Here is a 26,651-nt window from a genome sequence, read left to right as displayed (position 1 = left end):
CGAGAATAGCCGGTGACCTGCGGCGGGGTCAACGCTCGGGAACGACAGAGGCGCCGCGACTCGTCGAGCCACGGCGCCTCCGCGCGGGGGTGCGGCTACCGGTTCTGGACGTGCTGCCAGCCGAACCGGCCCTTGATGCACAGGTTCCCGTGCGTCACCGAGCTGTCGTGCGGGGACGTCACCTTCACGATCTCGTTGTCCTGGACGTGCAGTGTCAGGTTGCAGCCGACGCCGCAGAACGTGCAGACCGTCGTGGTCTGCTTCTGCCGCGTCTCGTCCCAGGTGCCGTCCTCGCGTTTGTCGTACTCGCGCTTGAAGCTGAGCGCCCCGGTCGGGCAGACTTCGACGCAGTTGCCGCAGTACACGCACGCGCTGTCGGGCAGCGGGTTCGAGAACTCCGTCGAGATCCGCGCGTCGAAACCCCGGCCGGCGACGGTGATGGCGAACGAGTTCTGCCACTGCTCGCCGCACGCGTCGACGCACTTGTAGCAGAGGATGCACTTCCCGTAGTCCCGGACGTACAGCTCGTTGTCCACAATGGCCGGCTGGGCCACCGTCGCCGCGTCCGGCCCGAAGCGGTCCGGATCCGCGCCCGTCTCCGCCAGCCACTCCGCCACCCCGGGCGTCGTCGAGAGATCGGTCGCGGATGCCAGCAGCTCCAGGACGACCTTGCGGCTGGTCCGGGTCCGCTCGGAATCGGTGCGCACCACCATGCCCGGCTCGGCCTTGCGCGAACACGAGGGCACCAGCGTCCGCGAACCCTCGACCTCAACCATGCAGACGCGGCAGGCGTTCGCCGGTTCCAGGGTGTCGCCGTAGCACAGCGTCGGGATCTCCTTGCCCGCCTCCGTGCACGCGTCGAGGATCGTCGAGCCTTCGGGGACGCGGACGGTCTCGCCGTCCACGGTGAACTCGACCAGCCGCTTCGGAATTCCGATGTCCACAATGGTCATTGGAGGGCTCCCAACCGGTCGATGGCGGACTCGATGGCGTTCCACGCGGTCTGGCCGAGGCCGCAGATCGACGAGTCCCGCATCACCCCGCCCACTTCGCGCAGCAACGGCCGTTCCTCCGAGCCGGCCGCGAGGACGCGCCGGATCGCCTCCTCCTGCCGCACGGTCCCGATCCGGCACGGGACGCACTGCCCGCAAGACTCGTCGCGGAAGAACTCCGCGATCCGCAGCAGGAAGCCGCCGAGATCGGCCAGGTCGTCGAGGACCAGGACGACGCCCGAACCGAGCGTCGTCTTCGCCGCCCGCGCGTCCTCGAAGGTGAGCGGCAGGTCCAGCTCGTCCGGCCGGACGAACCCGCCCGCCGCGCCGCCCAGCAGGATGGCGCGCAACGAGCGGCCCTCCGGTACGCCTCCGGCCATGGCCAGCAATTCCCGCAGCGTCGTACCGAACGGCACTTCGTAGACACCGGGGCGTTCGACGTTGCCGGACAGGCAGAACAGCTTGGGCCCGGCCGAGGCCTCCGTGCCGAGGGAACGGTACGCGGCCGCGCCCTCGGTGAGGATCAGCGGCACGTTCACCAGCGTCTCGACGTTGTTGACCACGGTCGGCTTGCCGAACAGCCCCTTCTCGACCGGGAACGGCGGCTTCGTGCGAGGTTCCCCGCGGAAGCCTTCGATCGAGTTGAAGATCGCCGTTTCCTCGCCGCAGATGTACGCGCCGGCGCCGCGCCGGATCTCGATGTCGAACGAGAACCCGTTGTGCCCCATGATGTCCGTGCCGAGGAAGCCACGCTCGCGGCAGACCGCCAGCGCGTTGCGCAGCAGCCGCAGCGCCCGCGGGTACTCGCCGCGCAGGTAGACGTACCCTTGACGCGCGCCGATGGCGAACGCGGCGATCGTCATCGCCTCCACCAGCGCGAACGGGTCACCTTCGAGCAGCACCCGGTCCTTGAACGTGCCGGGTTCGCTTTCGTCGGCGTTGCACACGAGGTAGTGCGGCCCGGCGGGCTGCGCGGCCGTGGCCGCCCACTTCCGCCCAGTCGGGAACGCCGCCCCGCCGCGGCCGAGCAGGCCCGAGTCGGTGACCTCCCGGAGCACCGCGGCCTCCCCCATCCGCAGGGCGTTGCGCAGGGCCGCGTAGCCGCCGGTCGCCCGGTAGCCGTCCAAACTGGACGGGTCGACGACCCCGACGCGGCGCAGCAGCCGCAATCCCTGTTTCTGGTGGATCACCGGCGCGGCACCGTCCGAAGCGGACGGTGTCCGCTGCGCGGCCAGCACGGCCGACGCGCCGGTGGCCGGGGCGACCAGCTCGGTGGTGGCCGGGTCACCGGCCTGGAACGTCAGCGCCGCGGGGGCCCGTTCGCAGACGCCGAGGCACGGGCTGCGCAGCCACGTGACCCCGCCGCGCGCCTTCCCCGCGGCGCCGACGTGCTCGGTGAGGACGTCGCACACGGTCTCCGCGCCGTTCACCCGGCACGCCAGGTCGGTGCACACGTGCACGACCCGCTCCGGGCGTTCCTCCAGCGCGAACAACGAGTAGAAGCTCGCCACGCCGTACGCGTCGGCGGGCGGGACGTGCAACGTCTCGCAGATCAGGTTCAGCGCGCCCTGGCTGATCCAGCCGACCCGGTCGTTGACCGCGTGCAGCGCGGGCAGCAGCTGGTCGCGGCCGCCACCGGCGAACCCCGCGACCGCCTCCCGCTCTTCCCGTGAGGCAACGGCGTCCAAGAGCTTGAGGTCCACTTCAGACCTCCACCGGGAGCTTCTCGACGCGGATGGCCGCGGCCTTGTACTCCGCGGTCCCGGCGATCGGGCAGGTCGCCTCGATGGTGATGACGTTGACGTCGATCTCGTCCGGGAAGTGGAAGGTCATGAACGCCAGCCCCGGTTTCAGGCCCTTGTCGAGCCGGACCGGGGCGACGATCTCGCCCCGCCGCGACGTGATGCGGACGAGTTCGTCCGGGGTGACGCCGAGGGCGCGGGCGTCCTCCGGGCACAGGTCCAAGGTCTCGCCCTGCCGCAGCGGGGAGGGGAACCCGCCCGACTGGACGCCGGTGTTGTAGGAGTCCAGCCGCCGCCCGGTGGTGAGCCGGATGGGGAACTCCTCGGTGAGCAGGTCGACCGGCGGGCTGTGCTCGAGCACGGTGAAGGGCGCCGGGCGGCCGCGTTCGGCCGGGTCCTCGGCCCACAGCCGCCCGTGCAGGAACGTCGGCTCCAGGGTGTCTTCGGAGTAGCACGGCCACTGGATCCCGCCGAGTTCCTCCAGCCGCGCGTAGGACATCCCGGCGTGCATCGGCGAGAGCGAGCGCAGCTCGTCCCAGACCTCCTCGCCGCCGGTGTAGTCCCAGTCGTGGCCGAGCCGGCGGGCCAGCTCCGAAAGCAGCTCGATGTCGTCGCGCGCGCCTTCCGGCGGTTCGAGGGCCTTGCGGACGCGCTGGACCCGCCGTTCGGAGTTGGTGAACGTGCCGTCGCTCTCGCACCAGGCCGCCGACGCCGGCAGCACGACGTCGGCCAGCTGCGCGGTCTTGGTGAGGAAGATGTCCTGCACCACGAGGTGGTCCACGTTGGCCAGCCGCTTGATCGTGTGCTCGCAGTCCGCTTCGGACTGGACCGGGTTCTCGCCGATGATGTACACGCAGGTCAGGTCGCCGCGTTCCATCGCGTCGAGCATCTGCGTGAGGTTCAGGCCCCTGTGCGGCGGGATCGACGAGCCCCAGGCCGCGTCGAACTTCGCGCGCACGTCCGCGTCGAGGACGTCCTGGAAGCCGGGCAGCCGGTCCGGGATGGCGCCCATGTCGCCGCCGCCCTGGACGTTGTTCTGCCCGCGCAGCGGGTTGAGCCCGGCGCCGTAGCGGCCGACCTGCCCGGCCAGCAGTGCCAGGTTGATCAGCGCCAGGACGTTGTCGGTGCCGTTGTGGTGCTCGGTGATCCCGAGCGTCCACGACAGCTGCCCGCGGTCGGCGCGGGCATAGGCGTGGGCCAGTTCGCGGATCAGCTCGGCCGGGACGCCGGTGGTCTTCTCGGCGACCTCCAGGGTCCACGGCTCGACCGACGCGGCGAAGTCGGCGAAACCCTCGGTGGCCCGCTCGATGAACGCCGTGTTCGCCAGTCCGGAGTGGATGATCTCCCGCGCGATCGCGTGGGCGAGCGGGATGTCGGTGCCGACTTCGAGCTGCAGCTGCCGGTGCGCCCAGCTCGCGGTGCTCGTCTGCCGGGGGTCGACGACGAAGAGCTTCGCTCCCTTGTGGACGGCCTTGAGCACGTGCTGGAAGAAGATCGGGTGCGCCTCGCGCGGATTGCCGCCCCAGATCACGATGACGTCGGCGTCCTCGATCTCCTGGTATGACGACGTCCCGCCGCCGCTGTCGAACACCCGCGCCAGGCCGGCGACGCTCGGCGCGTGACAGGTGCGGTTGCACGAGTCGACGTTGTTCGTGCCGATCACCGCGCGGGTGAACTTCTGCGCGACGAAGTTCATCTCGTTGGTCGCGCGGGCGCACGAGAACATCCCGAACGCCTCCGGCCCCTTGGTCTCGAGGGTCCGGCGGATCCCGGCGGCGGCCCGGTCGAGGGCCTCTTCCCAGGTCGCCGGCCGCAGCACGCCGGAATCGCGCACGAGTGGCTGGGTGAGCCGGACGTACGGCTCGGTCTTCTTGCGCTTCACGGGCACCTCCGGTTCAGTGCGACCCGACGGGGACGGGCGTCGTGCTGGTGTGGCCGAGCAGGCCGATGGCGGCGTGGACGTGGCGCAACGCCGGCGCGGGCACGCCGGTCAGCGCCGCGAGTTCGACGACCGCGCCGATGATCGCGTCGGTCTCCAGCGGCTTGCCGGCTTCGAGGTCCTGCAGCATCGACGTCTTGTGGTGGCCGACGCGCCAGGCGCCGTCGATGCGCTTCTCGACCGAGACCTTCGGGTCGCTGCCCGCGGCACGGGCGATGGCGAGGGTTTCGGTCATCATCGTGGCGACGAGCGCGCGCGTGTCGTCGTGCTCGCACATCTGCGCCATGGTCGCTCGGGTCAGCGCCGAGAGCGGGTTGAAGGCGACGTTGCCCATCAGCTTGATCCAGATGTCGTCGCGCAGACGGGGCTCGACCGGCGCCTTGAGCCCGCCGACGATCATCGCCGCGCTCAGCACCTTGCAGCGCGCGGAGATCCCGCCGTCCGGCTCGCCGAGGGAGAACCGGGTGCCTTCCAGGTGCCGGATCACGCCCGGTTCCTCGATGACCGTCGAGCAGTAGACGACACAGCCGATCGCGCGCCGCAGCCCGAGCACCGCGGTCACCGAGCCGCCGGGGTCGACCGTCTCGATCCGCCGCCCTTCGAGGGGATGTCCGGCGAGGCCGTGGAAGTACCACCACGGGATGCCGTTCTGCGCGGCCACGATCGCCGTTTCCGGGCCGAGCAGCGGGGCGAGCAAGGGCCCGCACGTGGCGTAGGAGTTGGCCTTGAGGCCGAGGAAGACGAAGTCGACTTCGCCGACTTCGGCCGGATCGTCCGTGACGTGGGGGTGCGCGGTGAAGTCGCCGCGCGGGCTGAGCACGCGGACGCCGTGCTCGCGCATCGCCGTGAGGTGGGCCCGCCGGGCGATCAGGTGCACCTCGGTCCCGCCGCGGTGTAGCGCGGCCCCGACGTAGGCGCCGATCGCCCCGGCCCCGAGAACAGCCACCTTCATGATGTGCCTCCCGCTTCGGTCCAGCACGTGATTGCATACAGTATCCTGGATCCGCTACGCAGGCCAGAGGCAGGTGGCGTGCGCGGAGAAAACTCCCGGCCGGGTGAGATTCCGGGATTTTGCATACCAAAACCTGTATCCTGTGAGCAGATCATCGCGTTCCTCTCCCCTTCCGAGGTGTCCCGTGAGCCAGCCCGCTTCCCCGCTCCAAGACCGCGGCCCGACCGGCCGCCGCACCGCGAAGGGCGCGCTCGGCTCCACCCCCGCCAAGCGCGTCGAACGGCCGGCGCCGCTGCGGCAGGTCGTCTACGAGGCCCTCGCCGAGCTGATCATCAACCGCACCCTCGAACCCGGGCAGCACCTCGTCGAAGCCGACCTGGCCGAGTACCTCGGCGTCAGCAGGCAGCCCGTCCGGGAAGCCCTGCAGCGGCTGCAGAGCGAAGGCTGGGTCGACCTCCGCCCGGCCCAGGGCGCGTTCGTCCACCTCCCGACCGACGAAGAGGCCGACCAGCTGCTGAGTGTCCGCGGCGTGCTGGAGACGCACTCCGCGAAGCTCGCCGCCGGCAACGCGACCCCACAGGACGTCCGGCAGCTGTGGGACCTGCAGCAGGTGGGCGTCCAGGCCCTGCACGCGGAAGACACCGAAGGGCTGGTCGCCGCCAACGCCGCCCTCCACGCGTTCATCACGAAGCTGTCGGGGAACGCGGTGCTCGCGGAGCTGATCGGCCTGGTCGACCGCCGGGTCCGGTGGTACTACACGCCGATCGCCCGGCCCCGGGGACGAGACGCGTGGAACGAGCACGACGAGCTGATCCACGCCATCTCCGACGGGGACGCCGAAGCAGCCGAGCAGATCATGGCCAAGCACACCGAACGGACCCGCCAGGCCTACCACGAACGTCCGGAGGCTCCCCGATCCTGATTTCGGCAGGACCGGGGAGCGGCAAACCGGACTAGCGCCTTATCTAAATCGTTCAGAGCCGTTCGGCGACCGTGGCCCCGCCTTCTAAGCGCAGGAATGCCGCGAGCGTGATCCCGGATTCCGGCAGACCGTCCACGCCTGGCCCGCCGCGCTGCCGCCGTGTTCGCCAGGTCAAAGGTCTTGAATGACTCATTCAGGTCCTCGGAGGTCCTGAATGAGTCATTCAAGACGTCGGCGGACCACCCGCCGGCTGTCCACACCGACACCGACGCCGACTTCGATACAGACCCTAGCTTGAGTTTTAACGTTTGCGTGGCTGGGTGAGACCCTGGTTGATCATGAGTGAAGCCCTTGGTCGATCATTCCTCTTGCGACAGATGGAAGATCGAACCAAGGGCTTCAGTTGATCAGTGTGCACCATGCTGGGGACGTCGATGCGGCCGGGGAGCTGTCGGCGTTGCGGCAGGAGTTCTACCGTTGTCTGCCCCGGCGGGCGGACGCGTTGTTCGAGCTGACCGACGCGGTGTTGTGCGTGGACGGCCCGGTCCGCTCGGTCGCGGAGTTGTCACTGACCGGTGAGCATCGCCGCGGGCATGGCAGCGGTTATGCCGCGCTGGCCCAGGGCCGGGTCGACTTCCACCGGTTACGCACCGCCCTGACCACGGTGTCGCTGCCTCGTGCCGCGGACGGGCGGCTGGTGCTGGCGGTGGACGTCACCTGCTGGCTGCGCCCGGAAGCACACACGAGCCCGCAACGGATCCTGTGTCACACCTATGGCCGGGGCAAGGACCAGCACATCATGGTGCCGGGCTGGCCCTACTCGATCGTCGTCGCTCTGGAGAGCGGGCGGCACTCGTGGACCGCGCCGCTGGACGCGGTCCGGCTCGCGCCCGGAGACGACACCGCGAGCGTGACCGCCCGCCAGATCCGCGACGTCGTGGACCGGCTGATCACCGCCGGACACTGGTCACCAGGGGATCCGGAAATCCTGCTCGTGGCCGACGCCGGCTACGACGGACCCCGGCTCGCGCACGTGCTGGCCGATCTCCCGGTCGTCGTGCTGGTGCGGATGCGGTCGGACCGGGTGCTGCGCCGTCCCGCGCCGCCGTTGCGGCCCGGCCCCAGCCCCGGCCGCCCCGCCCGCCACGGCGCCGAGTTCGCCTTCGGCGACCCGGCCACCTGGGGCGAGCCGGATATCACCATCGAGACCACGACCCGGCTCTACGGCCCAGCACTGATCCGGGCCTGGGACCGGCTGCACCCCAAGCTCACCTCCCGCACCGCCTGGACCGGCCACACCGGAGACCTGCCCATCCTCGACGGCACCGTCATCCTTCTGCAGGTCCAGCGGCTGCCTTCCGGCGCGATCCCGAAACCCGTGTGGCTCTGGCATTCCCGCACCGGCCTCGAGGTCGCCGAGGTCGATCTGGCCTGGCAGGCTTTCCTGCGCCGGTTCGACATCGAGCACACCTTCCGCATGCTCAAGCAAACCCTCGGCTGGACCACCCCGAAACTGCGCTCAGCCGACGCCGCCGACCGCTGGACCTGGCTTCTTCTGATCGCCTACACCCAGCTCCGCCTCGCCCGCGACCTCACCGAGGATCTGCGCCGCCCCTGGGAGAAACCCCGCCCCGCCCAGCGACTCAGCCCGGCACGGATCCGACGGGGGTTTCGCAACCTGCGTCCACAACTGGCCTGTCCCGCCCGTGTCCCGAAACCTTCCCGGCCCGGCCCCGGACGACCCGCGGGACTGCCCAACCAGCAGCCCGCCACACGCCACGACGTCCACACCGTCACCGGCACGAACAAGCAAAAACCCAAACACGGCAAGAAAACCAAGTCCAGCAACCCACGACCCCGCCAAACAGGTTAAAACTCAAGCTAGCCGCCCGTCGCGGCGGAAGGCCGCGCCACCAGCTCGGTTTCGGCGAGCTGGTGGCGTGTCCGGCCGGGCTGGCGCAGGAACAGCGTCAGCACCGCGGAAAGGAGCGCGATGCACCCGGCGAGGATGTACGCGCCGGTGTAGCCCCACGCGCTGATGACGCCGGCGGCGAGCCCGCCGCCGCCGACGCCGCCGACCAGTTTCGCGCTGTAGACCAGGCCGTAGTTCGACGCGTTGTTGTTCTCGCCGAAGTAGTCCGGCACGAGCGCGGCGAACAGCGGGTAGAAGGCCCCGCCGCCGAACCCGGTCAGGAACGCGAACACCATGAACAGGACCAGGTTGTGCGTGTTCCCGGCGTACAGCACGCCGAACTGCGCGCCGGCCGCGATCACCAGCACCAGCGTGAGCGTCTGCCGTCGGCCGATCTTGTCCGACGCCCAGCCGACGACCGCGCGGCCGGTGCCGTTCACGATGGCCAGCACACCGGCCGAGGAAGCCGCGACGAACGCGCCGAAGTGGCTCTCCTTGGCGAACGGCACCTGGAAGTTGATGCCGAACAGCGACACCCCGCCGATGATCACCAGGCACACCCACATCAGCGGGAGCATGCCGGTCCGGATCGCCTCCATCGGCGTGAACTGGCGGACCGCCGGCGGGTTCTTGGCGAGGGTCTTCACCCCGGCCTTGCCCTTGGCCCAGGTGAGCGGGTCGACCTCCTTCGGCCACCAGCTCTTCGGCGGGTCCTTGAACAGGAACCCGCACACGCCGACGACGATCAGCATGTACAGGCCGATGCCGTCGAGCACCCCGGTGACGTTCTCGTGCCCGAGGAACGCGCTGAACAGGTAGATGAACGGCACCGAGCCGTAGGCGAAGCCGCCGTTCACGAACCCGGTCCGCGCGCCGCGCTTCTCCGGGTACCACTTGCCGACCATGTTGATGCAGGTCGCGTACACCAGCCCGGCGCCGGTGCCGCCGAGGACGGAGTACCCGATGAACGCCAGCGTGAGGTTCCCGCTGTGCGCGATGGTGAAGTAGCCGATGCCGCTGAACACGGCGCCGAGCAGCATCGCCGTCTTGGCCGAGACGACGTTGCGTTCCCGGAGCCGGCCCGCCGGGAAGGCGACCCCGGCCTGGAACACCGCCCAGATGCTCGCCAGCCAGAACGCGTCCGACAGCGTCCAGCCGTACTTCTCTTCCAACGTGCCTTCGACGGCGCCCCAGCCGTACTCGAACACGCTCACCGCCATCATGGCGATCCAGGGCAGCCAGACCATCCAGCTGCGTGAGCGTCCCATGATGTCCTGCGGGGACTCGCCCACCCGGTAAACTCTTCCGTTCTCGTCAACTATCTCCTGGTACGTGGCTGCGGTCATAAGAGTTCTCTTCCGTCACCGTTGACTCGTGTCCCTCTGCTGCCGTCGTGCGGTGGATCTTCGTCCTTTCCCGGTAGTCGGGCCAGCCCCTGTGGAGGACGTTCAGAGCAGGCCCGCGGCCCGCGCCCAGCGGTACTTCGCGCCGAGCACCGCCACGGGCTTTTCGGTCGTGTACGGGTAGGCGACCACCCCGTGGTCGTAGAGGTACGCGCTCGCCTCCTCGACTTCGACGTCGCCGGACAGCGACGCGACGACGGGCTTGTGGATCCCCTTCGCCCGGTATTCGCCGACCACTTCGGAGACCAGTTCCGCGAACACCATCGGCGGGGTGACGATGGTGTGCCAGTAGCCCAGGATCAGGGCGTGGACGCGGTCGTCCTCGAGGCCCAGCGCGATCGTGTTGCGGTAGGTCGATGGCGGTTCGCCGCCGGTGATGTCCACCGGGTTGCCTGCCGCGCCGAACGGCGGGATGAACGCGCGGAACGCGGTGTCGAGGTCCGGCGGGATCTCCATCAGGTGCAGCCCGTTGTCGACGCAAGCGTCCGACAGCAGCACACCCGAGCCGCCGGCGCCGGTGATGATGACGACGTTCTCGCCCTTCGGCGCGGGCAGCAGGGGGATGCCGCGGGCGTACTCGAGCATGTCGTTGAGCCCGGGTGCCCGTACGACGCCGCTTTGGCGCAGGATGTCGTCGTAGACCTTGTCGTTCCCGGCCAGCGCGCCGGTGTGCGAACTGGCCGCCTTCGCGCCCTGCGACGTCCGCCCGGCCTTCAGCACCACGACCGGCTTGCGCCGGGAGACGCGCTTCGCCGTCTCCGCGAACGCCCGCCCGTCCTTCAGGTCCTCCAAGTGCATGGCGATCAGCTCGGTGTTCTCGTCGTGCTCGAAGAACGTGAGCAGGTCGTCCTCGTCGATGTCGGCCTTGTTGCCGACGCCGACGATCGAGGAGACACCCATCTTCGCCGAGCGGCTGAAGCCGAGGATCGCCATGCCGATGCCGCCGCTCTGCGACGACAGGGCCACGCCGCCCTTGACGTCGTACGGGGTGCAGAAGGTGGCCGACAGGTTTTCCGGCGTGTAGTAGTAGCCGTAGATGTTCGGGCCGAGGACGCGCACGCCGTGCTTGCGCGCGATCGCGACGACCTGGTCCTGCAGCTCGATGTTGCCGGTCTCGCCGAAGCCGGACGGGATGAGGATCGCCCCGGCCACGCCCTTCTTCCCGGCTTCCTCCAGCGCCGCGGGGACGAATTTCGCCGGGATGGCGAAGACCGCGACGTCGACGTCCCCCGGCACGTCGGCGATGCTCGGGTAGGCCTTGCGGTCGAGGATCTCGGCCGCCTTGGGGTTGATCGGGTGGATCTCGCCCGCGTAACCGCCGTTGACCAGGTTCTTCATCACCGAGTTGCCGATCTTCCCGGCTTCGACCGACGCGCCGATCACCGCGATCGACGCCGGCTTCATGATCCGGTTCATCGAGGCGAGGATCTCCTCCTGGGTGAACCGGATCGGCTCCTTCGCCGCGTCCGGGTCGACCAGGATGCGGACGTCGACCGCGGTCGCGCCGCGCGCGGTGGCGAGCACCGGGTTGAGGTCCACTTCGGACAGCTGCGGGAAGTCGGTGACCAGCTCGCCGAGGCCGGTGATCACGGCGGCCAAGGCGTCTCGGTCGACAGGATCCGAGCCACGGACTCCCCGCAGGATCTCGGCCGCTTGGATACCGTCGACCATCGACAGCGCTTCCTCGGCGGTCGTCGGCGCGAGCCGGAAGGTGACGTCCTTGAGCACCTCCACCAGCACGCCGCCGAGGCCGAACGCGACGACCTTCCCGAACGTCTGGTCGGTGACCGAGCCGATGATCACCTCCTGGCCTTCGGTGAGCATCTGCTGGACCTGGACACCGAGGATCCGCGCATCGGCGTCGTAGGCCTTCGCGTTCTCGACGATCTTCTCGAAACCCGCCTTCACGGCTTCGGCGTCCTGAACGCCGACGAGCACCCCGCCGGCCTCGGTCTTGTGGAGAATGTCCGGGGAGACGATCTTGAGCACCACCGGGAGCCCGATGGCCTCGGCGTGGGCCACGGCGTCCTCGGCCGAGGTCGCCAGCCGTTCCGCCGGGGTCGGGATACCGTATGCCTCGCACACCGCACGCCCCTCGGGCGCGGTCAGCGAGGACCGCCCCTCGGCCGCCACCTGGTCGAGGATCTTTTCGACCGCCGCGCGATCCGCCACTCAGATCACCCCCGCCGAGCGGAACTTCTCGAGCTCCGCCTCGCCGTAGCCGAGTTCGCCCAGCACTTCCTCGTTGTGCTCACCGAGCAGGGGCGACCGCTCGATCTCGACCGGTGAGTCGGACAGCTTCAGCGGGCAGCCGACGGTCTTGAACGCGCCGCGTTCCGGGTGCGGCACCTCGACGACCGAGCCGAGCTCGGCCAGGGTGTCGTCCTCGATGAGCTCCTTCGTGGACAGGATCGGCCCGCACGGGATGTTGCAGGCGTTGAGCTTCTCCATGACTTCCCACTTGGTGTGCCGCTCGGTCCACTCCTCGACGAGGGCGAACATCTTGTCCAGTTTGGACAGGCGGACCTCGGGGGTGGCCCACGCCGGGTCGTCGGCCAGCTCCCCCTTGCCGATCAGCCGGGCGAGCGGGGCCCAGCCGGGTGGCTGGACGATCACGTAGATGTAGTCGTTCGGCCCGCCGGGGGCGCACTTCACCGCCCAGCCGGGCTGCCCGCCGCCGGAAGCGTTGCCCGACCGCGGGACCTCGTCGCCGAACTGGTCGTTCGGGTACTCCCCGAGCGGGCCGTGGGCGAGCCGCTGCTGGTCGCGCAGCTTGACCCGGCACAGGTTGAGCACGGCGTCCTGCATGGCGACCTGGACGCGCTGGCCGCGGCCGGTGGAGGTCCGCTGGTACAGCGCGGCGAGGATGGCGGCCACCAGGTGGATGCCGGTGCCGGAGTCGCCGATCTGCGCCCCGGTCGCGGTCGGCGGCCCGTCCTCGAAGCCGGTGGTGCTCATGGCGCCGCCCATGGCCTGCGCGATCACCTCGTAGGCCTTGAAGTCGGCGTAGCGGCCGGGCCCGAAGCCCTTGATGGAGGCGTAGACCAACCGCGGGTTGAGCGAGGCCAGTTTCTCCCACGGGTAGCCGAACCGGTCGACGACGCCGGGGCCGAAGTTTTCGACCAGGACGTCCACACCGGACACCAGCTTTTCGAAGATCTCTTTGCCTTCTTCGCTCTTCATGTTGAGCGTGATGCTGCGCTTGTTGGCGTTCAGCATCGTGAAGTAGAGGCTGTCCACCCCGGGCAGGTCGCGCAGCTGCCCGCGGGTGATGTCGCCTCGGCCGGGCGTTTCGAGCTTGATGACGTCCGCGCCGAGCCAGGCGAGCAGCTGCGTCGACGACGGACCGGACTGCACGTGCGTCATGTCGAGGACGCGGACGCCCTCCAATGCCTTACCCATGCGTTGGCCTCCGCTCACTTGTACATGGTCTGGTTCATGGTTCCGGGGGCGTACACGTCGGGATCGACCCAGACGTTGATCAGCGACGGCTTGCCGGACTCCCGCGCCCGCAGCAGCGCCGGCCCGATGTCGGCGGGGTCGCGGACTTCTTCGCCGTGGCCGCCGAGCATCCGCGCGAACTCGTCGTAGCGGACGTCGCCGAGGGTGTTGCCGACGCGCTCGCGCGGGAGGCCGTACTTCGCGGCCTGGCCGTAGCGGATCTGGTTCATCGACGAGTTGTTGCCGACGATCCCGACGAACGGCAGGTCGAACCGCACCAGCGTCTCGAAGTCCCAGCCGGTGAGGCTGAAGGCGCCGTCGCCGAAGAGCGCGACGACCTCCTTGTCCGGCCGGGCGTGCTTGGCGGCCATGACGAACGGGATGCCGACGCCGAGCGTCCCGAGTGGACCGGGGTCCATCCAGTGCCCGGGCGACTTGGGCTGGACGACCTGCCCGGAGAAGGTGACGATGTCGCCGCCGTCGCCGATGTAGATCGAGTCCTCGGTGAGGAACTCGTTGATCTCGTGGACCAGCCGGTACGGGTGGATCGGGCTCGCGTCGGAGTGCTGCAGCGGCAGCCGCTTCTGCTTCGCCTTCTCCTCCACGGCCTGGAGCTCTTCGAGCCAGGTCTTGCGGCCGACGGCGCCGTTGTCGGTCCGGCCGGATGCCGCCTCCGCGACGGCGGCGAGGACCTGGCCGGCGTCGCCGACGATGCCGAGGTCGACGTCGCGGTTCTTGCCGACCGTGCGGTAGTCGAGGTCGATCTGGACGACGGTGGCGTCCTTCGACAGCCGCTTGCCGTAGCCCATCCGGAAGTCGAACGGGGTGCCGACGATGACGATGACGTCGGCGTTGTCGAAGGCGTACCGGCGGGAGAGCTGGAAGTGGTGCGGGTCGCCCGGGGGCAGCGTGCCGCGGCCGGCGCCGTTCATGAACGCCGGGATGTTCAGCGTGCGGACGAGGTCGGTCGCCGGCCCGGTCGCCCGCGTGGTCCAGACCTGGCTGCCGAGCAGGATGGCCGGTTTCTTCGCGTGGACCAGCAGGTCCGCGAGCTTCTCGATGTCGGCGGGGTCGCCCGCGTTCTTCGTCGAGGCGCGGTAGCGGCCCGCTTCGGGGATGCGCGCCTGATCGAGTGGCACCCGCGCGTCGAGGACGTCACGCGGAATCTCCAGGAAGGACGGTCCCGGCGCACCGGCGTAGGCCTCGCGGAACGCCATGCTCACGAGGTCCGCGACCCGGGCGGTGTGCGGCACGGTGGCGGCGAACTTGGTGATCGGCGCCATCATGTCCACGTGCGGGAGGTCCTGCAGGGACCCCATCTTGTGCTGGGTCAGCGCGCCCTGGCCGCCGATGAGCAGCATCGGGCTCTCCGCGCGCAGCGCGTTCGCGACCCCGGTGACGGCGTCGGTGGTGCCCGGACCCGCGGTCACGACCGCGCAGCCGGGCTTGCCGGTGATCCGCGCGTAGCCGTCCGCGGCGTGGGCCGCGACCTGCTCGTGCCGGACGTCGATGACCTCGATGCCTTCGTCGACGCAGCCGTCGTAGATGTCGATGATGTGGCCGCCGCACAGGGTGAAGATCGTGTCGACCCCTTCGGCCTTCAGGGCTTTCGCCACCAGGTGCCCGCCGGAGATTTCGGCCGGCGCGGGCTCGGCGCCGTTCGTCGCACGGGCACTCTCCCCCGCGGTCGTGCCGGTCGTGGTCAGCGCCATCGCTCAACTCCTCTGGTCCGCCGCCGGATCTCTCTTGTCCGGCGGTCCGTTTCCGGGTCCGCTCGTGCCGCTGCCGGCGTCCTTCGAGGTCAGCGGCCTCTTCGCGGCAGACTGTAGATTGCATACCGTATGGGGTAGGCATATAGTCACTCCTCGAGCAGCCCGTGTCCAGGGCTATCCGCAGGGTTTTTCCCGGGCCTCGATCCCGCCCCCGCGGACCACTACTCCACGCCCTTGCCCTGCCCCGTCACGGAAAGGACGCCCCCGCATGGACCTCTTCGAACACGAAGCCCGTGACCTCTTCGAGAAGCACGGCGTACCCGTCCCCCGCGGCCGCGTCGCCGCCGATCCGGCGGAAGCCCGCGCCGCGGCGGCGGCTCTCGGCGGCCCGGTCGTGGTCAAGGCGCAGGTGAAGACCGGCGGCCGTGGCAAGGCGGGCGGCGTCCGCGTAGTGCATACGGCCGACGACGCCGAGCAGGCCGCCGACGACATCCTCGGGATGGACATCAAGGGCCACACCGTCCACCGCGTCCTGGTCACCGAAGCGAGCGAAATCGCCGAGGAGTACTACGTCTCCTTCCTGCTCGACCGGGCCGGGCGGACGTTCCTCGCCATGGCCTCGGTTCACGGCGGGATGGAGATCGAAGAGGTGGCGGCCACCGACCCGGCGGCGCTGCGGCGCGTCCCGGTCGACCCGCTGACCGGCGTCGACGCGGCCGAGGTCGCGGCGACGTTCCCGGCCGACGTCCGGGCCGCGGTGGCCAGGGTCGTCGAGAAGCTGTGGGCGGTGTTCGTCGCCGAAGACTGCACGCTCGTCGAGGTCAATCCCCTGGCGAGCACGTCGGCCGGGATCGTCGCGCTGGACGGGAAGATCACCCTGGACGACAACGCGGCCTTCCGGCGGTCCGCCGCGTTCGACGACGACACCGGCGGCGACCCCCTGGAACGGGAGGCGCACGCGAAGGGCCTCAACTACGTCCGGCTGGACGGCGACATCGGCGTGATCGGCAACGGCGCCGGCCTCGTCATGTCCACTTTGGACGTCGTCGCGGCGGCCGCGGCCGAGGCGGGCGCGCGCGGCCCGGCGAACTTCCTCGACATCGGCGGCGGCGCGTCGGCCGAGGTCATGGTGAACGGGCTGACGGTAATCCTCGGGGACCCGCGGGTGCGCAGCGTGTTCGTCAACGTCTTCGGCGGCATCACCGCGTGCGACGCAGTCGCGACCGGGATCGTGCGCTCGCTGGAGGTTCTGGGTTCGCGCGCGACCAAGCCACTGGTCGTCCGGCTCGACGGGAACAACGTCACCGAAGGCAGGCGGATCCTCGCCGAAGCCGCCCACCCCCTGGTCACCGTGGTGGCCACCATGGACGACGCCGCCCGCGAGGCGGCGAAGCTCGCGATCGCAGAGGTCTGACGTGGCCATCTTCCTGGACGAGACCAGCCGGATCGTCGTCTCCGGCATGACCGGCTCCGAAGGCGCCAAGCACACCCGGCGGATGCTGGCCGCCGGGACGAACGTCGTCGGCGGGGTGAACCCGCGCAAGGCCGGGCAGACGGTGGAGCTCACCGGCCGTTCGCTGCCGGTGTTCGGCAGCGTCGCGGAGTCGATGGCTTCGGCGGACGCCGACGTCTGCGTGCTGTTCGTACCTCCGCCGTTCGTCGCGGACGCGGTGATCGAAGCGGTGGACGCCGGCATCGGACTGGCGGTGGTGATCACCGAAGGCGTCCCGGTGCACGATTCCGCGCGGCTGTGGGCCCACGCCGTCGCGGCGGGCGGGCGGACGCGTGTCATCGGCCCGAACTGCCCCGGCATCATCTCCCCCGGCCGCGCCAACGCCGGCATCATCCCGGCCGACATCACCGGCCCGGGCCGGATCGGCCTGGTGTCGAAGTCCGGCACGCTGACCTACCAGCTGATGCACGAGCTGCGGGACGTCGGCTTCTCGACGTGCGTCGGCATCGGCGGCGACCCGATCATCGGGACGACGCACATCGACGCCGTCGAAGCGTTCGAAAAGGACCCGGAGACCGACGTGATCGTCCTGATCGGCGAAATCGGCGGCGACGCGGAGGAACGCGCCGCGGAGTTCGTCCGGGCCAACGTGTCCAAGCCGGTCGTCGGCTACGTCGCGGGCTTCACCGCACCGGAGGGCAAGACGATGGGCCACGCGGGCGCGATCGTCTCCGGCTCATCGGGCACGGCGGCCGCGAAGAAGGCGGCCCTGGAGGCGGCCGGCATCCGCGTGGGCCGCACCCCGAGCGAGACCGCGGCACTGGTCCGCGAGGTGCTCGGCTGAAATGGAACTCCGTCAGCTGGCGGTGGCGGTGGCCGTCGCCGAGGAGGGCGGCTTCACGGCGGCGGCCCAGCGGCTGCGGACGGTGCAGTCGACGGTGTCCACAGTGGTCCGCGCGCTGGAGCGCGATTTGGGGACGCCGTTGTTCCACCGCACGACCCACCGCGTGGTGCTGACGCCCGCCGGCGAGGCCTTCGTACCCGCGGCGCGGGCGGCCCTGGAGGCGGCGGAGCGTGCACGGGCGGTGGTTTCGCCGGTGGGTGGGCGGGTGCGGGTGGGGGTCTGCGCGGGATTGCTGACGGACCTGCACCGGGTGCTGGTGAGACTGCGGGAGGCGCACCCGGGCCTGGCTGTCGAGGTCCGCTCGGTGGCGGCCGGGGAGGCGGGGTGCGCGGTGGCGGAGTCCACAGTGGACGTGGTGTTGACGGCGGTTTCCGCGACGGTCGCGGATCATGCCCGGGTTGGCCTGGTCACCACTCCGCTCGCCGCCGAAGAACTCGTGCTCGCCACCGCGCCCGGTGGATCGCGCTCCGCTCCCGCGGACCTCTCCGCCCTGGCCCTCGTCGACTTTCCGCTCGGCTGGGCGATCCGCGAAGCCGTCGACCGGGCCTTCCCCTGCCGCCGGATCACGCTCGAAGTCGATGATCTCGCCGCCGCCACGGGGATCGTGCGGGCCGGGCTCGCCGCCTGTGTGCTGCCCGCCTCCGTGGCCGCGCGGTTTCCCGAGCTCACCGTGCGGCGATTCGACCACCCGCCCACGTGGCAGCTCGCTGCCGTGCACCGGAGTCCGGTCGAAGGCGCCGTCGGGGTGGTGCTCGGTCAGCTCGGTTGAAGGCCCAGGCGGTCCGGTCGCGTGTAGACGTTCATGGACGTCCCGCGCAGGAACCCCACCAGCGTCAGCCCCAGCTCCGCGGCCAGGTCCACCGCCAGCGACGACGGCGCCGAAACCGCGGCCAGCAACGGGATCCCCGCCATCACGGCCTTCTGCACCAGCTCGAACGACGTCCGGCCGCTCACCATCAGCGCCGTGCCCGCCAGCGGCAGGTTCCCGGCTCGCGTGGCCCAGCCGACGACCTTGTCCACCGCGTTGTGCCGCCCGACGTCCTCGCGCAGGCACAACAGCTTCCCGTCGGCGTCGAACAGGCCCGCCGCGTGGAGGCCGCCCGTCCGGTCGAAAACCCGTTGCGCCGCACGGAGTTCGTCTGGCAGACCAGCGAGCGCCGCCGGGTCCGTCGTGAACGGGTCGGTGGCAACCGGCCACGGCACCGTCGTGCGGACCGCGTCCAGGCTCGCCTTTCCGCACAGGCCGCACGACGACGTCGTGTAGAAGTTCCGCGCCACCGACGCGTCCGGCGGGGCGACGCCCTCGGCCAGCGCCACGTCGAGGACGTTGTAGGTGTTGCCGCCGTCGGCCGTCGCGCCGGCGCAGTAGCGGATCGCCTGGATGTCGGCGGGCGCGCGGACCACCCCTTCGCCGACCAGGAAGCCCGCGGCGAGGTCGAAGTCGTCGCCCGGCGTCCGCATCGTGATCGACAGCGCCTTGCCGCCGACCCGGATCTCGAGGGGTTCCTCGACGGTGAGCGTGTCCGGCCGCATCGTGTGCGCGCCGTCCCGGACGCGCACCACCCGGCGCCGGCTCGTCATCCGGCCCACGTCAGGCCACCGGCAGCAGCGACTCGGGGCGGCCCGGCTGGGTCAGCCGCCCGGACAGCACCCCGGCCGCCAGGCTCAGCACACCGGCCACGGTGAAGGCACCGGCGAACCCGTGCGAAGCCACGACGACCGCGGTCAGCCCGATCCCGACCACGGCGCCCGCCGCCTTGGCGCTGTAGAGGATCCCGAAGTTCTGCGCGACCGACTCCTCGCCGAAGTACTCGCGCACCAGCCCGACCAGCAGCGTGTAGCAGCACCCGTTGCCGAGCCCGGCCAGCGCGGCGCCCAGCAGCAGGCCGGCCGCGTGCCGGTGCTCGCCCGAAGAGAACAGGACGAACTGCGCGAGCCCGCCCGCGACGAGCGCGAAGCGCAGGATCCGGTGGCGGCCGAGCCGGTCGGCCAGCCGTCCGATGAGGACGCGACCACCGCCGGTCGCCGCGGCGAGCACCGCCACCGCGGCCGCCGCGAGCCCGGGTCCGCTGCGCTCGGCGACGAACGTCGCCAGGTAGGCCAGGTCGAACAACAGCACGGCGGCGGCGAGCACGACCACCAGGTACAGCGCGCGCGTCGTGGCGCACCGGAGGAGTTCCGCCGGCCGGTAGTGCCGGACGGCCGGCCGCCGGTTGTGCGCCCGGTCCAGCGCCCAGGCACGCGGCTCCGGTGTGGCGGGCCACCAGTGCCGCGGCGGGTAGCGCAGCACCGCGCCACAGCCGGCGATCACGACGACCACGAGAGCGGCAGTCACGTCCAAGAGCGCTGCTCTCGCCTCGGGCAGTGCGGCGGCGAGGACGACGAAAGGCACGCTGCCGAAGGCGAAAGCACCGCTCACGACGCCCGCGCGCGGGCCCGTGCGCTCCGGAAACCACGCCAGGACGGCGCCGACACAGGTGGCGTACACCAGTCCGGTGCCAAGCCCGCCGAGCACGGAGTACCCGAGGAACACGGTGACCAGGCTGCTCGCGTGGCCGAGCGTGACGAGCCCGGCCGCGCACAGAACAGCGCCGGCGGCCATCGCGATCGGCGCGGGCAGCGCCCCGCGGTCGCGCAGCCACGCCGCCGGGAAGGCCACCCCGGCCTGGCAGATCGCCCACACCGCGAAGGACAGCGCGATCCCGCCGAACGTCCAGCCGTGCGCCCGGCTCAGCGCCGGGACGATCGCGGCGAAGCCGTACTGCTGCACCCCGGCGGCGAGCATGGCCGCGGCGGCCAGCCAGGTGATCCACGTCCGCGGCCTGCCGAGCAGTTCCCGATCGGATTCCCCGACGCGGTACCGCCGGCCGTAGACGTCCCGGAGCTCGCGGATCTCGGTCATGGCGACCGCCTCCTCGCAGACTGCAGATTGTATGCAGTATGCGGTAGACGGCCGGTTGAGGCAAGAAGGCGGCCCGGTGGCCATCGAGGGAGGAGGCGGCCACCGGGCCGGTGCTCCTACGCGGTACCGGCCGCGCGGAGCACTGACAGTCTGGCCATCGAAGGCACCGTCGACAAGGTTTGACACCCGCCGAACCGCGTCCGTCGTCCACAACGAACACCTACGGACGCACGAAAGCGCCCCGAAGTGACGTCGGGCGCGGTGATCGCACTCGACGTCCCATCGGGGCGCTCCGGCCGGAACTCCCGCGAGCGGACCGCGCGGTGCGCACTCACCGCGACGATCCGGCTACGCGTCAGGCGGTTCCGCCGACCTCAAGACTTCTTGCGCGGGGCCCGCTTGCGCGCCGGCTTGGTGTCGACCGGCTCGGCCGCCGCGGCCTGGTCGGCCTCGAAGCCGGCGATGATCTCGCTGGAGAGGCGGCCGCGCTCGGCGACCTCGTAGCCGTTGGCCTGGGCCCATTCGCGGATCTGCCGGTTGCGCTCGCGGTCGGTGCCCGAGCTGCCCGAGCCGGACAGCGACTGGCCGGTCGCGAGGCGGACCTTGCGGCCCCCGATGCGCCGCGCGGCGCCGACGTAGCGCGCGAGTTCGTCGCGCAGCGCGGAGGCGTTGTCCTCCGACAGGTCGATTTCGTAGGTCACCCCGTCGAGACTGAAGGGGACGGTCTGCGAAGCCTCGCTCCCGTCGAGGTCGTCCACCATCTGGACCTGCACCCGTTGCGCCATGGTTCGTCGTTCCTCATCTTCTCCAGAACACGGTCGGACAGACCCTAACCTGTCGAATCCCGTCCGGCACGCGCGACACCCGTGAAGCGTCCACAATGGCCGCCCGGGCGAGCGGGTCGCCCGGGTCCAGAGTGACCGCAACGGAGTCGAAATGGGCTGCGTCTTGTCGAAAAATCAATTTTGTGATATGCTCGAAATCAAATCGGTACCGTGGTGACGTGACCAACCCCGAGTTTCCCGGTAATGCCAGCCGGACCGCCTTCACCGCAGCCGCCGCACGGGCGGCACATTTGCTCGTCGACGCCGAACCGTACATCTTCGCGGACTCCTTCGCCGTGACGCTCCTCGGCGCGCGGGCGGAGGATCTCTTGGTATACCACAGGCTCCACGGCACCCATCCGGTCCTCGCGGGGGCCCGCGCCGAGGCGCTGTGCCGAAGCCGGTTCACCGAGGAGCGGCTCTCCCATTCCGGTATAGACCAGTATCTGATTCTGGGCGCCGGCCTCGATTCGTTCGCATATCGCACAGTACCCGGACGTTTCCGGGTGTTCGAGGTCGACCACCCGGCGACCCAGGTGGTCAAACGGGAACTGCTCGCCGCCGCCGGGATCGCCGAACCGGCTTCGGTCACCTTCGTGCCGGTCGACTTCGAAGCGGATCCGCTCCGGGAACGGCTCGTCCAGAGTGGACTGGACCTGTTTCGCCCCGTGTTCGTGAGCTGGCTCGGTGTCACCATGTACCTGACGCGCGAGGCGATTGCCGCCACATTGACGGATCTCGGCCGTTTCGCGCCGGGATCGGAAATCGTCGCGGATCACCTGCTTCCCGCGGAACTGCGCGACGCGGCCGGAAACGGTTACGCCGAAGCGGTCGGGCCGGTCGCCGCGGCCGGGGGTGAGCCGTGGCACACGGTCCTCTCCCCCGCCGCGTTCGCCGATCTCTTGCGCGCCGCGGGATTCGAAGTCCTCGAACAGGCCGGGCAGCGGCAGAGCATCGCCGCGCGGCTGTGGGAGCGCACCGACGCGCTTCGGCCCGTCGCCCTGTCCACGCTGACCCATGCCCGCCGCATCGACAGCTGATCCGGCGATTCCTCAGTCGGGGAGCATCGGCACTTCGAGGTCGTCCGGGCGGCCGAGCAGAACCGCGCGGGTGACCGCCGCCTTCCCGAAACGGTCGCGCACCGCGTCCAGCGCGCTGTCGAGTTCCGTCGCCCGCTGCCGTTCGAAGGGGAGGGCGAGCTGGAACGGGTCGTCGTCGGTCAGGTTGGACAGTGCGGCGCCGAGCAGCGTGATCCCCCGGTCCGCGATCAGCGGGAGCGCGGCGACGAGCAGTTCCCGCGCCGCGGCGAGCAGCACGCCGGTGCCGGCTGTCGGGTCGGCCAGCGTGTGCGAACGGGTCGCGCGTTCGAAATCCGCGAAGCGCAGGCGGATCGTGACCGTCCGGCAGACGCGGTGGGCCGCTCGCAGCCGGCGGGCGATCCGGTCGATCAGCGCCACCAGCACGACGTCCAGCTCGGCCGGGGTCCGCCTGCCGCGGCCGAGTGACCGCTGGGCGCCGATCGAGCGGCGCCGCACCCCCACCTCCACCCGGCGCGGGTCGCGGTTGTGCGCGAGGGCGTGGAGGTGGCGGCCGGGTCCGCGGCCGAGCAAGCCGTCGAGGTCGACCTGCTCGGACGTCGCGAGCTGGCCGACCGTGCGGATCCCGCGCGCGTGCAGCTTCTCCGTGGTGACCTTGCCGACGCCCCAGAGCGCCGAAACCGGCAGCGGGTGGAGGAACTCCAGCTCGCCGTCGTGCGGGACGACGAGCAGGCCGTCCGGTTTGGCCACCCGGCTGGCGACCTTGGCGAGGAACTTCGTCCGCGCCACCCCGACCGTGATCGGCAGCCCCGCCCGCTCGGCGACGGCGGCGCGGAGCCGTTCGGCGATGTGGCTCGGCCGTCCGCCGATCCTGGCCAACCCGCCGACGTCCAGGAACGCCTCGTCGATCGAGATGCCTTCCACCCAAGGCGTCGTGTCGTGGAACACCTGGAACACCGCGCGGCTGGCGGCCAGGTACGCCGACATCCGCGGCGGCACGACGACCGCGTGCGGGCACAGCCTGCGGGCCTGCGTGCCGCCCATCGCCGTGCGCACGCCGTAGGCCTTGGCCTCGTAACTCGCGGCGAGCACGACCCCGCCGCCGACGATCACCGGCCGTCCTTTCAACGCCGGATCGTCGCGCTGCTCGACCGACGCGTAGAACGAGTCGAGATCGGCGTGCAGGATGGGCCCCTCGTCGGTCATAGAACATATGTTCGCATAACTGAGCGCCGAAGTCCGCTCACCCGTCCGACGCGAATGGCGTGCCGCCGGTCGACACAGAGCGCTTTTCCGGTTGTCCGCCGTGCGTGGCCGCGCTCACACTCGAGCCATCGAACGACCCGACCCTGGGGGCGACATGAGCGAGAAGTGCCGGTGCGGCGACCACCACGCGTGGGCCACGCCGAACCCCGAAGACCGGCCCGCGGCCGCGCGGCAGCCGCTGCTGGCTTCGACGCTGGCGAGCGAAGACCGCGTGGAAGACGACGGCGGCCTCGATCCGACCGACCGCGTCACCTGCCGCACGCACCGCCGCTGGCTGCACGAATGCGTGTCGTCGCCGGTACACACGAACCCGGCGATCGGCTACCGCTGGTGCCGCCGCTGCGACCACCAGGCGCTGGTCGCGGTCGACGAACTGGCCGGCGAGGTGACCATCCGGTGCGGGCTCTGCGGGCGCGTCCCGCGCAGCCGCGCCAACGAGGAGCTCGTCGAGCTGTGCCGGCGCAGCCTTTCCTTGGCCCGCGCGGGCCGGTTCCCGGAGTCCGCCGTCGCGTGACTGCCATGATGCGGAGGTGCCCGAAACCGGAACCACCGCACTGGTGATCCTGCTGCCCGCCGCCGAGCCGATCCTGGACGCCGCCCGCCGCGTCGACCCCGCCCTGGTCCGCCCCGGCCTGCCCGCCCACGTGACGGCCCTCTACCCCTTCTTGCCGGATGCGGAGCTGACCGACCAGGTCCTCGACGCGGCGCGCGAGCTGGCGGCGACGTTCCCGCCGATCGACGTGCCGCTGACCGAGTTCTTGACCGCGCCCGGTTTCGCGGCGATCCCGGTCCCCGCCCTCCAGCCGGTCACCGACGCGGTCTGCGCTCGGTGGCCCTCGGTCGAGCCGTACGGCGGGCGGTTCGGTCCCCGGCCGGCCGCGCACCTGACGGTGGCGATGGGTGGTGAGGTGGAGGTCCTCGAGCGGGTGGCCGCCGAGGTCCGGCCGCTGCTTCCGGTGTATGACCGGGCGGTGGAGTTGCAGCTGGTCGCGCTCACGGACAAGGGCTGGGAACCGAGGCTCTCAGCGCCGTTCGGGGGCTGAACGGCAGGCGCCCCGCGAACCGAGGCTGACCGCCGGGTGGTCCGTGTGCCGGTTGTCGTGGCGTGACGGCCGCTCACCGTGGCGTCGGTTCGGGCGGGGCCGATCCCTCCAGTTTCCGGTAGGCGCGGGCGATCGCGCGGAGCCGGGCCACGTCCGCGGCGAACGGTTCGGCGGCCGCGGTGGGGGGTGGGGTTTCTTCGGGTTCGTCCGGGAGGTCGCGGACCAGGCGCGCCGCCGCGGCGGGCGGGAGGTCCGGGGTGGCGCCGGCCAGGATCAGGCCGTCGTTGGTTTCGCTCATCGCCGTCAGCAGGCGCTCGCGGCGGGACGGGCCGCCCGGGTCGATGCGGACGATCTCCGGGTAGCGGCGCGTCAGGTGCGCGCGCAGGGGGCGCAGCAGGCGCAACGTCCGCGCGTCGCGGCGGGCCGCCGCCAGGCCGGGGACCGCCGGGATCGTCAGGCCCAGCACGATCAGCAGCACCGACACGGCCGGGAACCCGACGTCCAGGGTGCACGGCAGCGTCGAGAACGGCCCGCGGCACAACGCTTTCGCCGGGTGGTCGGCCTCCAGCGCGTGGATCGTCGCGACGACCTTCCCCGTGAGGTACGCGATCGCGAACGCCGACGCCAGCAGCAACAGCGCCAGCCCGGCGCGCAGTGCGCCGCCGCTCGCGCGGATCGTCACCGCGGCCACGATCCCGATGTCGATGACCGCGAGGCCCAGGTACACGGTGTAGGTGAAGACGTAGACGACCAGCGTCGGGTGGGTGCGGTACAGCTCGTCGAACAGGCCGACCCCGCGCGGCAGGTCCGATGTGCTGAAGAACATCACGGTCAGCAGCGTCAGCGCGACGCCGAGCGCGATCGCCCGGGTGCGGCGGCCGCGGTCGCGGGTGCCGCTGATTTCCGCGACCGTCAGCCCGATCCCGTACGCGGCGACCATCGTCGCCAGGTTCGACAGCAGGCGGCCGAGGCTGGGGTAGAGCTCGCTCTCGAACTGCTGCGTGCGGTTGGAGAGGAAGCAGAACGCGGCGCCCAGCGCGATGAGCGAGACGGCCAGTCCCGCGCCCGCACCGGTGCGCCGCGCGCGGACGGCCCGCCAGATGCCGACGACGAGCGCGAACGCCCCGACCCCGAGGAACAGAATGTCGATCACGGGACGCGACTATCCCAGGAGTGCCGCCAGCCGCCTAGCCTGGTCGGCCGCCCGGCCGGACGCGCCCGGCTGAACGGCGGGTGGCTCGCTGGTCGCCGCGCTCATCAGCAGGACGGCGATCAGCTCGGCTTCGTACTCCTCGGTGCTGCTCGTGACGCGCGTGAGCAGGTGCGACAACGCCGCCGGCGCGAGGTCCGGGGCCAGCTCGGCGGCTTCGGACTCGGCCATCAGGCAGGTGCCGGTGTGCGCGCACAGCATGTGGGCGAGCTCGTGGGCGATGATGTGGTCCTGGTGCAGCGCCGACGTGTGCTCGGTGTAGGCGATCAGGTCGTAGCCCGGGCGCGCTTGCCAGGCCCCGGACGGCTGCCCGGGCCGGTAGGCGATCGGGACCAGGTCGATCTCGCGCCCCCGCCACGCCTCGAGACCGTCCACCCAGCCGTTCATCGACCACGGCCGCGGCAGCGGGACGGCGGCGAGCACCGTCCGGACGCGCGCCCGCGCCCGGTCGCGGAGGTCCGGCAGACCACGCTCGTCGATGGGTCCTCCCCGCTCACCGGGCGCCAGCCGGCTGCACCGGGGCGCGATCACGGACGAGGTCATCGTAACCGACCGCGGTGACTCACTCGGGCTTCCGGCGGCGGCCTTCGCGGCTGCGGTTGTCGTCGTAACTGCTGAGCTGGTCGAGCAGCGCCGTCACGGTCTCGCGGTCGCGCGGCGAGAGCCGCATCGCGCGCTGCGCCAGGTTCCGCGCTTCGGTGTCACGCCACGCCACGACGTCCTCGACCTGCTGGTCGACCTGGCCGGCGACCTCTTCGTCGAAGAAGTAGGTGACGGGCACGCCGAAGAACTGCGCGAGCGCCTGGATGTGCGAGCGCTTGGGGTCCTTGCGCGCGCCGACGGCCAGCTGCTGCACGTGCGTCGCCGACATCGAGACGCCGGTCTGGTCGGCGACCCCGGTCGCGATCTCCCGGTAGGAGTACGGCTTGCGGTCCGGCGGGTGCACGGTCGCGATCAAGTGCGCCAGCCGTTCGGCGAAACTGCGCTCTTCGCTCAC

23 protein-coding genes are annotated in these 26,651 nt (G+C 70.9%); 8 read left to right on the top strand and 15 right to left on the bottom strand.

The genetic code is table 11. The features are described 5' to 3' along the window. Window positions 1–95: 95 nt before the first annotated feature. Genes H4696_RS08915 through H4696_RS08900 form a run of 4 tightly spaced genes read right to left on the bottom strand, consistent with a single transcriptional unit; the run spans window position 96 to window position 5,625 of the window. The gene (locus H4696_RS08915; RefSeq protein ID WP_086862804.1) at window positions 96–953 is read right to left on the bottom strand and encodes a 2Fe-2S iron-sulfur cluster-binding protein; all 858 of its coding nucleotides are present in this window, start codon (window positions 951–953) and stop codon (window positions 96–98) included. Continuing rightward, entirely contained in the window at window positions 950–2,695 is a 1,746-nt protein-coding gene (locus tag H4696_RS08910) for an NAD(P)H-dependent oxidoreductase subunit E (RefSeq protein WP_086862805.1), read from the bottom strand. Before H4696_RS08910 ends, H4696_RS08915 begins: the two co-directional genes overlap by 4 nt. Window position 2,696: 1 nt before the next feature. Further along, window positions 2,697–4,616: a molybdopterin oxidoreductase family protein gene (locus H4696_RS08905; RefSeq protein ID WP_086862806.1), complete on the bottom strand. Its 1,920-nt coding sequence runs from the start codon at window positions 4,614–4,616 to the stop codon at window positions 2,697–2,699. A 13-nt stretch (window positions 4,617–4,629) separates the two neighbouring features. Then, on the bottom strand, window positions 4,630–5,625 hold the full coding sequence (locus H4696_RS08900; protein WP_086862807.1) for a 2-dehydropantoate 2-reductase: 996 nt from the start codon (window positions 5,623–5,625) through the stop codon (window positions 4,630–4,632). Window positions 5,626–5,809: 184 nt separating this feature from the next. Here H4696_RS08900 and H4696_RS08895 point away from each other — a divergent pair, with 184 nt between their 5' ends. After that, window positions 5,810–6,547 (top strand): GntR family transcriptional regulator, encoded by a 738-nt coding sequence (locus tag H4696_RS08895; RefSeq protein ID WP_086862808.1) that lies wholly within the window; start codon window positions 5,810–5,812, stop codon window positions 6,545–6,547. A gap of 412 nt (window positions 6,548–6,959) precedes the next feature. Then, window positions 6,960–8,420: an NF041680 family putative transposase gene (locus tag H4696_RS08890; protein ID WP_338064941.1), complete on the top strand. Its 1,461-nt coding sequence runs from the start codon at window positions 6,960–6,962 to the stop codon at window positions 8,418–8,420. Between the two features lie 8 nt (window positions 8,421–8,428). On the opposite strand, the gene H4696_RS08885 is transcribed toward H4696_RS08890, so the two are convergent. The 4 genes from H4696_RS08885 to H4696_RS08870 form a co-directional block, all read right to left on the bottom strand. Then, window positions 8,429–9,805 (bottom strand): MFS transporter, encoded by a 1,377-nt coding sequence (locus tag H4696_RS08885; RefSeq protein WP_086861131.1) that lies wholly within the window; start codon window positions 9,803–9,805, stop codon window positions 8,429–8,431. A 102-nt stretch (window positions 9,806–9,907) separates the two neighbouring features. Beyond that, window positions 9,908–12,034 carry an acetate--CoA ligase family protein gene (locus tag H4696_RS08880; RefSeq protein ID WP_086861129.1) on the bottom strand — a complete coding sequence of 709 codons (2,127 nt, stop codon included), beginning with the start codon at window positions 12,032–12,034 and terminating at the stop codon, window positions 9,908–9,910. Further along, window positions 12,035–13,264: a formyl-CoA transferase gene (gene frc / locus H4696_RS08875; RefSeq protein WP_086861127.1), complete on the bottom strand. Its 1,230-nt coding sequence runs from the start codon at window positions 13,262–13,264 to the stop codon at window positions 12,035–12,037. 14 nt (window positions 13,265–13,278) lie between these two features. Next, complete coding sequence (locus H4696_RS08870) at window positions 13,279–15,015, bottom strand: thiamine pyrophosphate-binding protein (protein WP_211299699.1); 1,737 nt, start codon at window positions 15,013–15,015, stop codon at window positions 13,279–13,281. A 268-nt stretch (window positions 15,016–15,283) separates the two neighbouring features. Here H4696_RS08870 and sucC point away from each other — a divergent pair, with 268 nt between their 5' ends. Genes sucC through H4696_RS08855 form a run of 3 tightly spaced genes read left to right on the top strand, consistent with a single transcriptional unit; the run spans window position 15,284 to window position 18,141 of the window. Then, a complete protein-coding gene (sucC, locus tag H4696_RS08865; protein ID WP_192782182.1) occupies window positions 15,284–16,429 on the top strand; it encodes an ADP-forming succinate--CoA ligase subunit beta in 1,146 nt (381 codons plus the stop codon). A 1-nt stretch (window position 16,430) separates the two neighbouring features. Beyond that, window positions 16,431–17,312 carry a succinate--CoA ligase subunit alpha gene (sucD, locus tag H4696_RS08860; RefSeq protein ID WP_192782181.1) on the top strand — a complete coding sequence of 294 codons (882 nt, stop codon included), beginning with the start codon at window positions 16,431–16,433 and terminating at the stop codon, window positions 17,310–17,312. A 1-nt stretch (window position 17,313) separates the two neighbouring features. Beyond that, entirely contained in the window at window positions 17,314–18,141 is an 828-nt protein-coding gene (locus H4696_RS08855; RefSeq protein ID WP_086861384.1) for a LysR family transcriptional regulator, read from the top strand. Here the strand turns inward: H4696_RS08855 and fdhD are convergent. The 3 genes from fdhD to H4696_RS08840 all read right to left on the bottom strand — a co-directional run bounded on the left by fdhD (window position 18,129) and on the right by H4696_RS08840 (window position 21,059). Further along, the gene (gene fdhD, locus H4696_RS08850; RefSeq protein WP_192782180.1) at window positions 18,129–18,962 is read right to left on the bottom strand and encodes a formate dehydrogenase accessory sulfurtransferase FdhD; all 834 of its coding nucleotides are present in this window, start codon (window positions 18,960–18,962) and stop codon (window positions 18,129–18,131) included. The genes H4696_RS08855 and fdhD overlap by 13 nt on opposite strands. Before the next feature lies 1 nt (window position 18,963). Beyond that, window positions 18,964–20,274, bottom strand: coding sequence for an OFA family MFS transporter (locus H4696_RS08845; protein WP_086861383.1), 1,311 nt, complete (start codon window positions 20,272–20,274; stop codon window positions 18,964–18,966). A 374-nt stretch (window positions 20,275–20,648) separates the two neighbouring features. Further along, entirely contained in the window at window positions 20,649–21,059 is a 411-nt protein-coding gene (locus H4696_RS08840) for a histone-like nucleoid-structuring protein Lsr2 (RefSeq protein WP_086861382.1), read from the bottom strand. A 218-nt stretch (window positions 21,060–21,277) separates the two neighbouring features. Here H4696_RS08840 and H4696_RS08835 point away from each other — a divergent pair, with 218 nt between their 5' ends. Continuing rightward, a complete protein-coding gene (locus H4696_RS08835; protein ID WP_086861381.1) occupies window positions 21,278–22,138 on the top strand; it encodes a class I SAM-dependent methyltransferase in 861 nt (286 codons plus the stop codon). 12 nt (window positions 22,139–22,150) lie between these two features. On the opposite strand, the gene dinB is transcribed toward H4696_RS08835, so the two are convergent. Then, complete coding sequence (gene dinB, locus H4696_RS08830) at window positions 22,151–23,341, bottom strand: DNA polymerase IV (RefSeq protein WP_192782178.1); 1,191 nt, start codon at window positions 23,339–23,341, stop codon at window positions 22,151–22,153. Between the two features lie 154 nt (window positions 23,342–23,495). Here dinB and H4696_RS08825 point away from each other — a divergent pair, with 154 nt between their 5' ends. Both H4696_RS08825 and H4696_RS08820 read left to right on the top strand, forming a co-directional pair. Then, window positions 23,496–23,915 (top strand): hypothetical protein, encoded by a 420-nt coding sequence (locus tag H4696_RS08825; protein WP_192782177.1) that lies wholly within the window; start codon window positions 23,496–23,498, stop codon window positions 23,913–23,915. Window positions 23,916–23,931: 16 nt separating this feature from the next. Next, complete coding sequence (locus tag H4696_RS08820) at window positions 23,932–24,444, top strand: 2'-5' RNA ligase family protein (protein ID WP_338078661.1); 513 nt, start codon at window positions 23,932–23,934, stop codon at window positions 24,442–24,444. 73 nt (window positions 24,445–24,517) lie between these two features. On the opposite strand, the gene H4696_RS08815 is transcribed toward H4696_RS08820, so the two are convergent. From H4696_RS08815 to H4696_RS08805, 3 genes are read right to left on the bottom strand one after another with little or no spacing between them, the layout of a single operon-like run. Continuing rightward, the gene (locus H4696_RS08815) at window positions 24,518–25,597 is read right to left on the bottom strand and encodes a hypothetical protein (RefSeq protein WP_086864211.1); all 1,080 of its coding nucleotides are present in this window, start codon (window positions 25,595–25,597) and stop codon (window positions 24,518–24,520) included. Between the two features lie 9 nt (window positions 25,598–25,606). Next, a complete protein-coding gene (locus H4696_RS08810) occupies window positions 25,607–26,197 on the bottom strand; it encodes a hypothetical protein (RefSeq protein ID WP_086864212.1) in 591 nt (196 codons plus the stop codon). 19 nt (window positions 26,198–26,216) lie between these two features. Beyond that, window positions 26,217–26,651: a transcriptional regulator gene (locus tag H4696_RS08805; RefSeq protein WP_086864213.1), complete on the bottom strand. Its 435-nt coding sequence runs from the start codon at window positions 26,649–26,651 to the stop codon at window positions 26,217–26,219.

The sequence above is a fragment of the Amycolatopsis lexingtonensis genome (assembly GCF_014873755.1).
GTDB lineage: Bacteria > Actinomycetota > Actinomycetes > Mycobacteriales > Pseudonocardiaceae > Amycolatopsis > Amycolatopsis lexingtonensis.
Note: the sequence above shows the minus strand (reverse complement) of the source record. Positions and strands in the feature narration are given on the sequence as shown.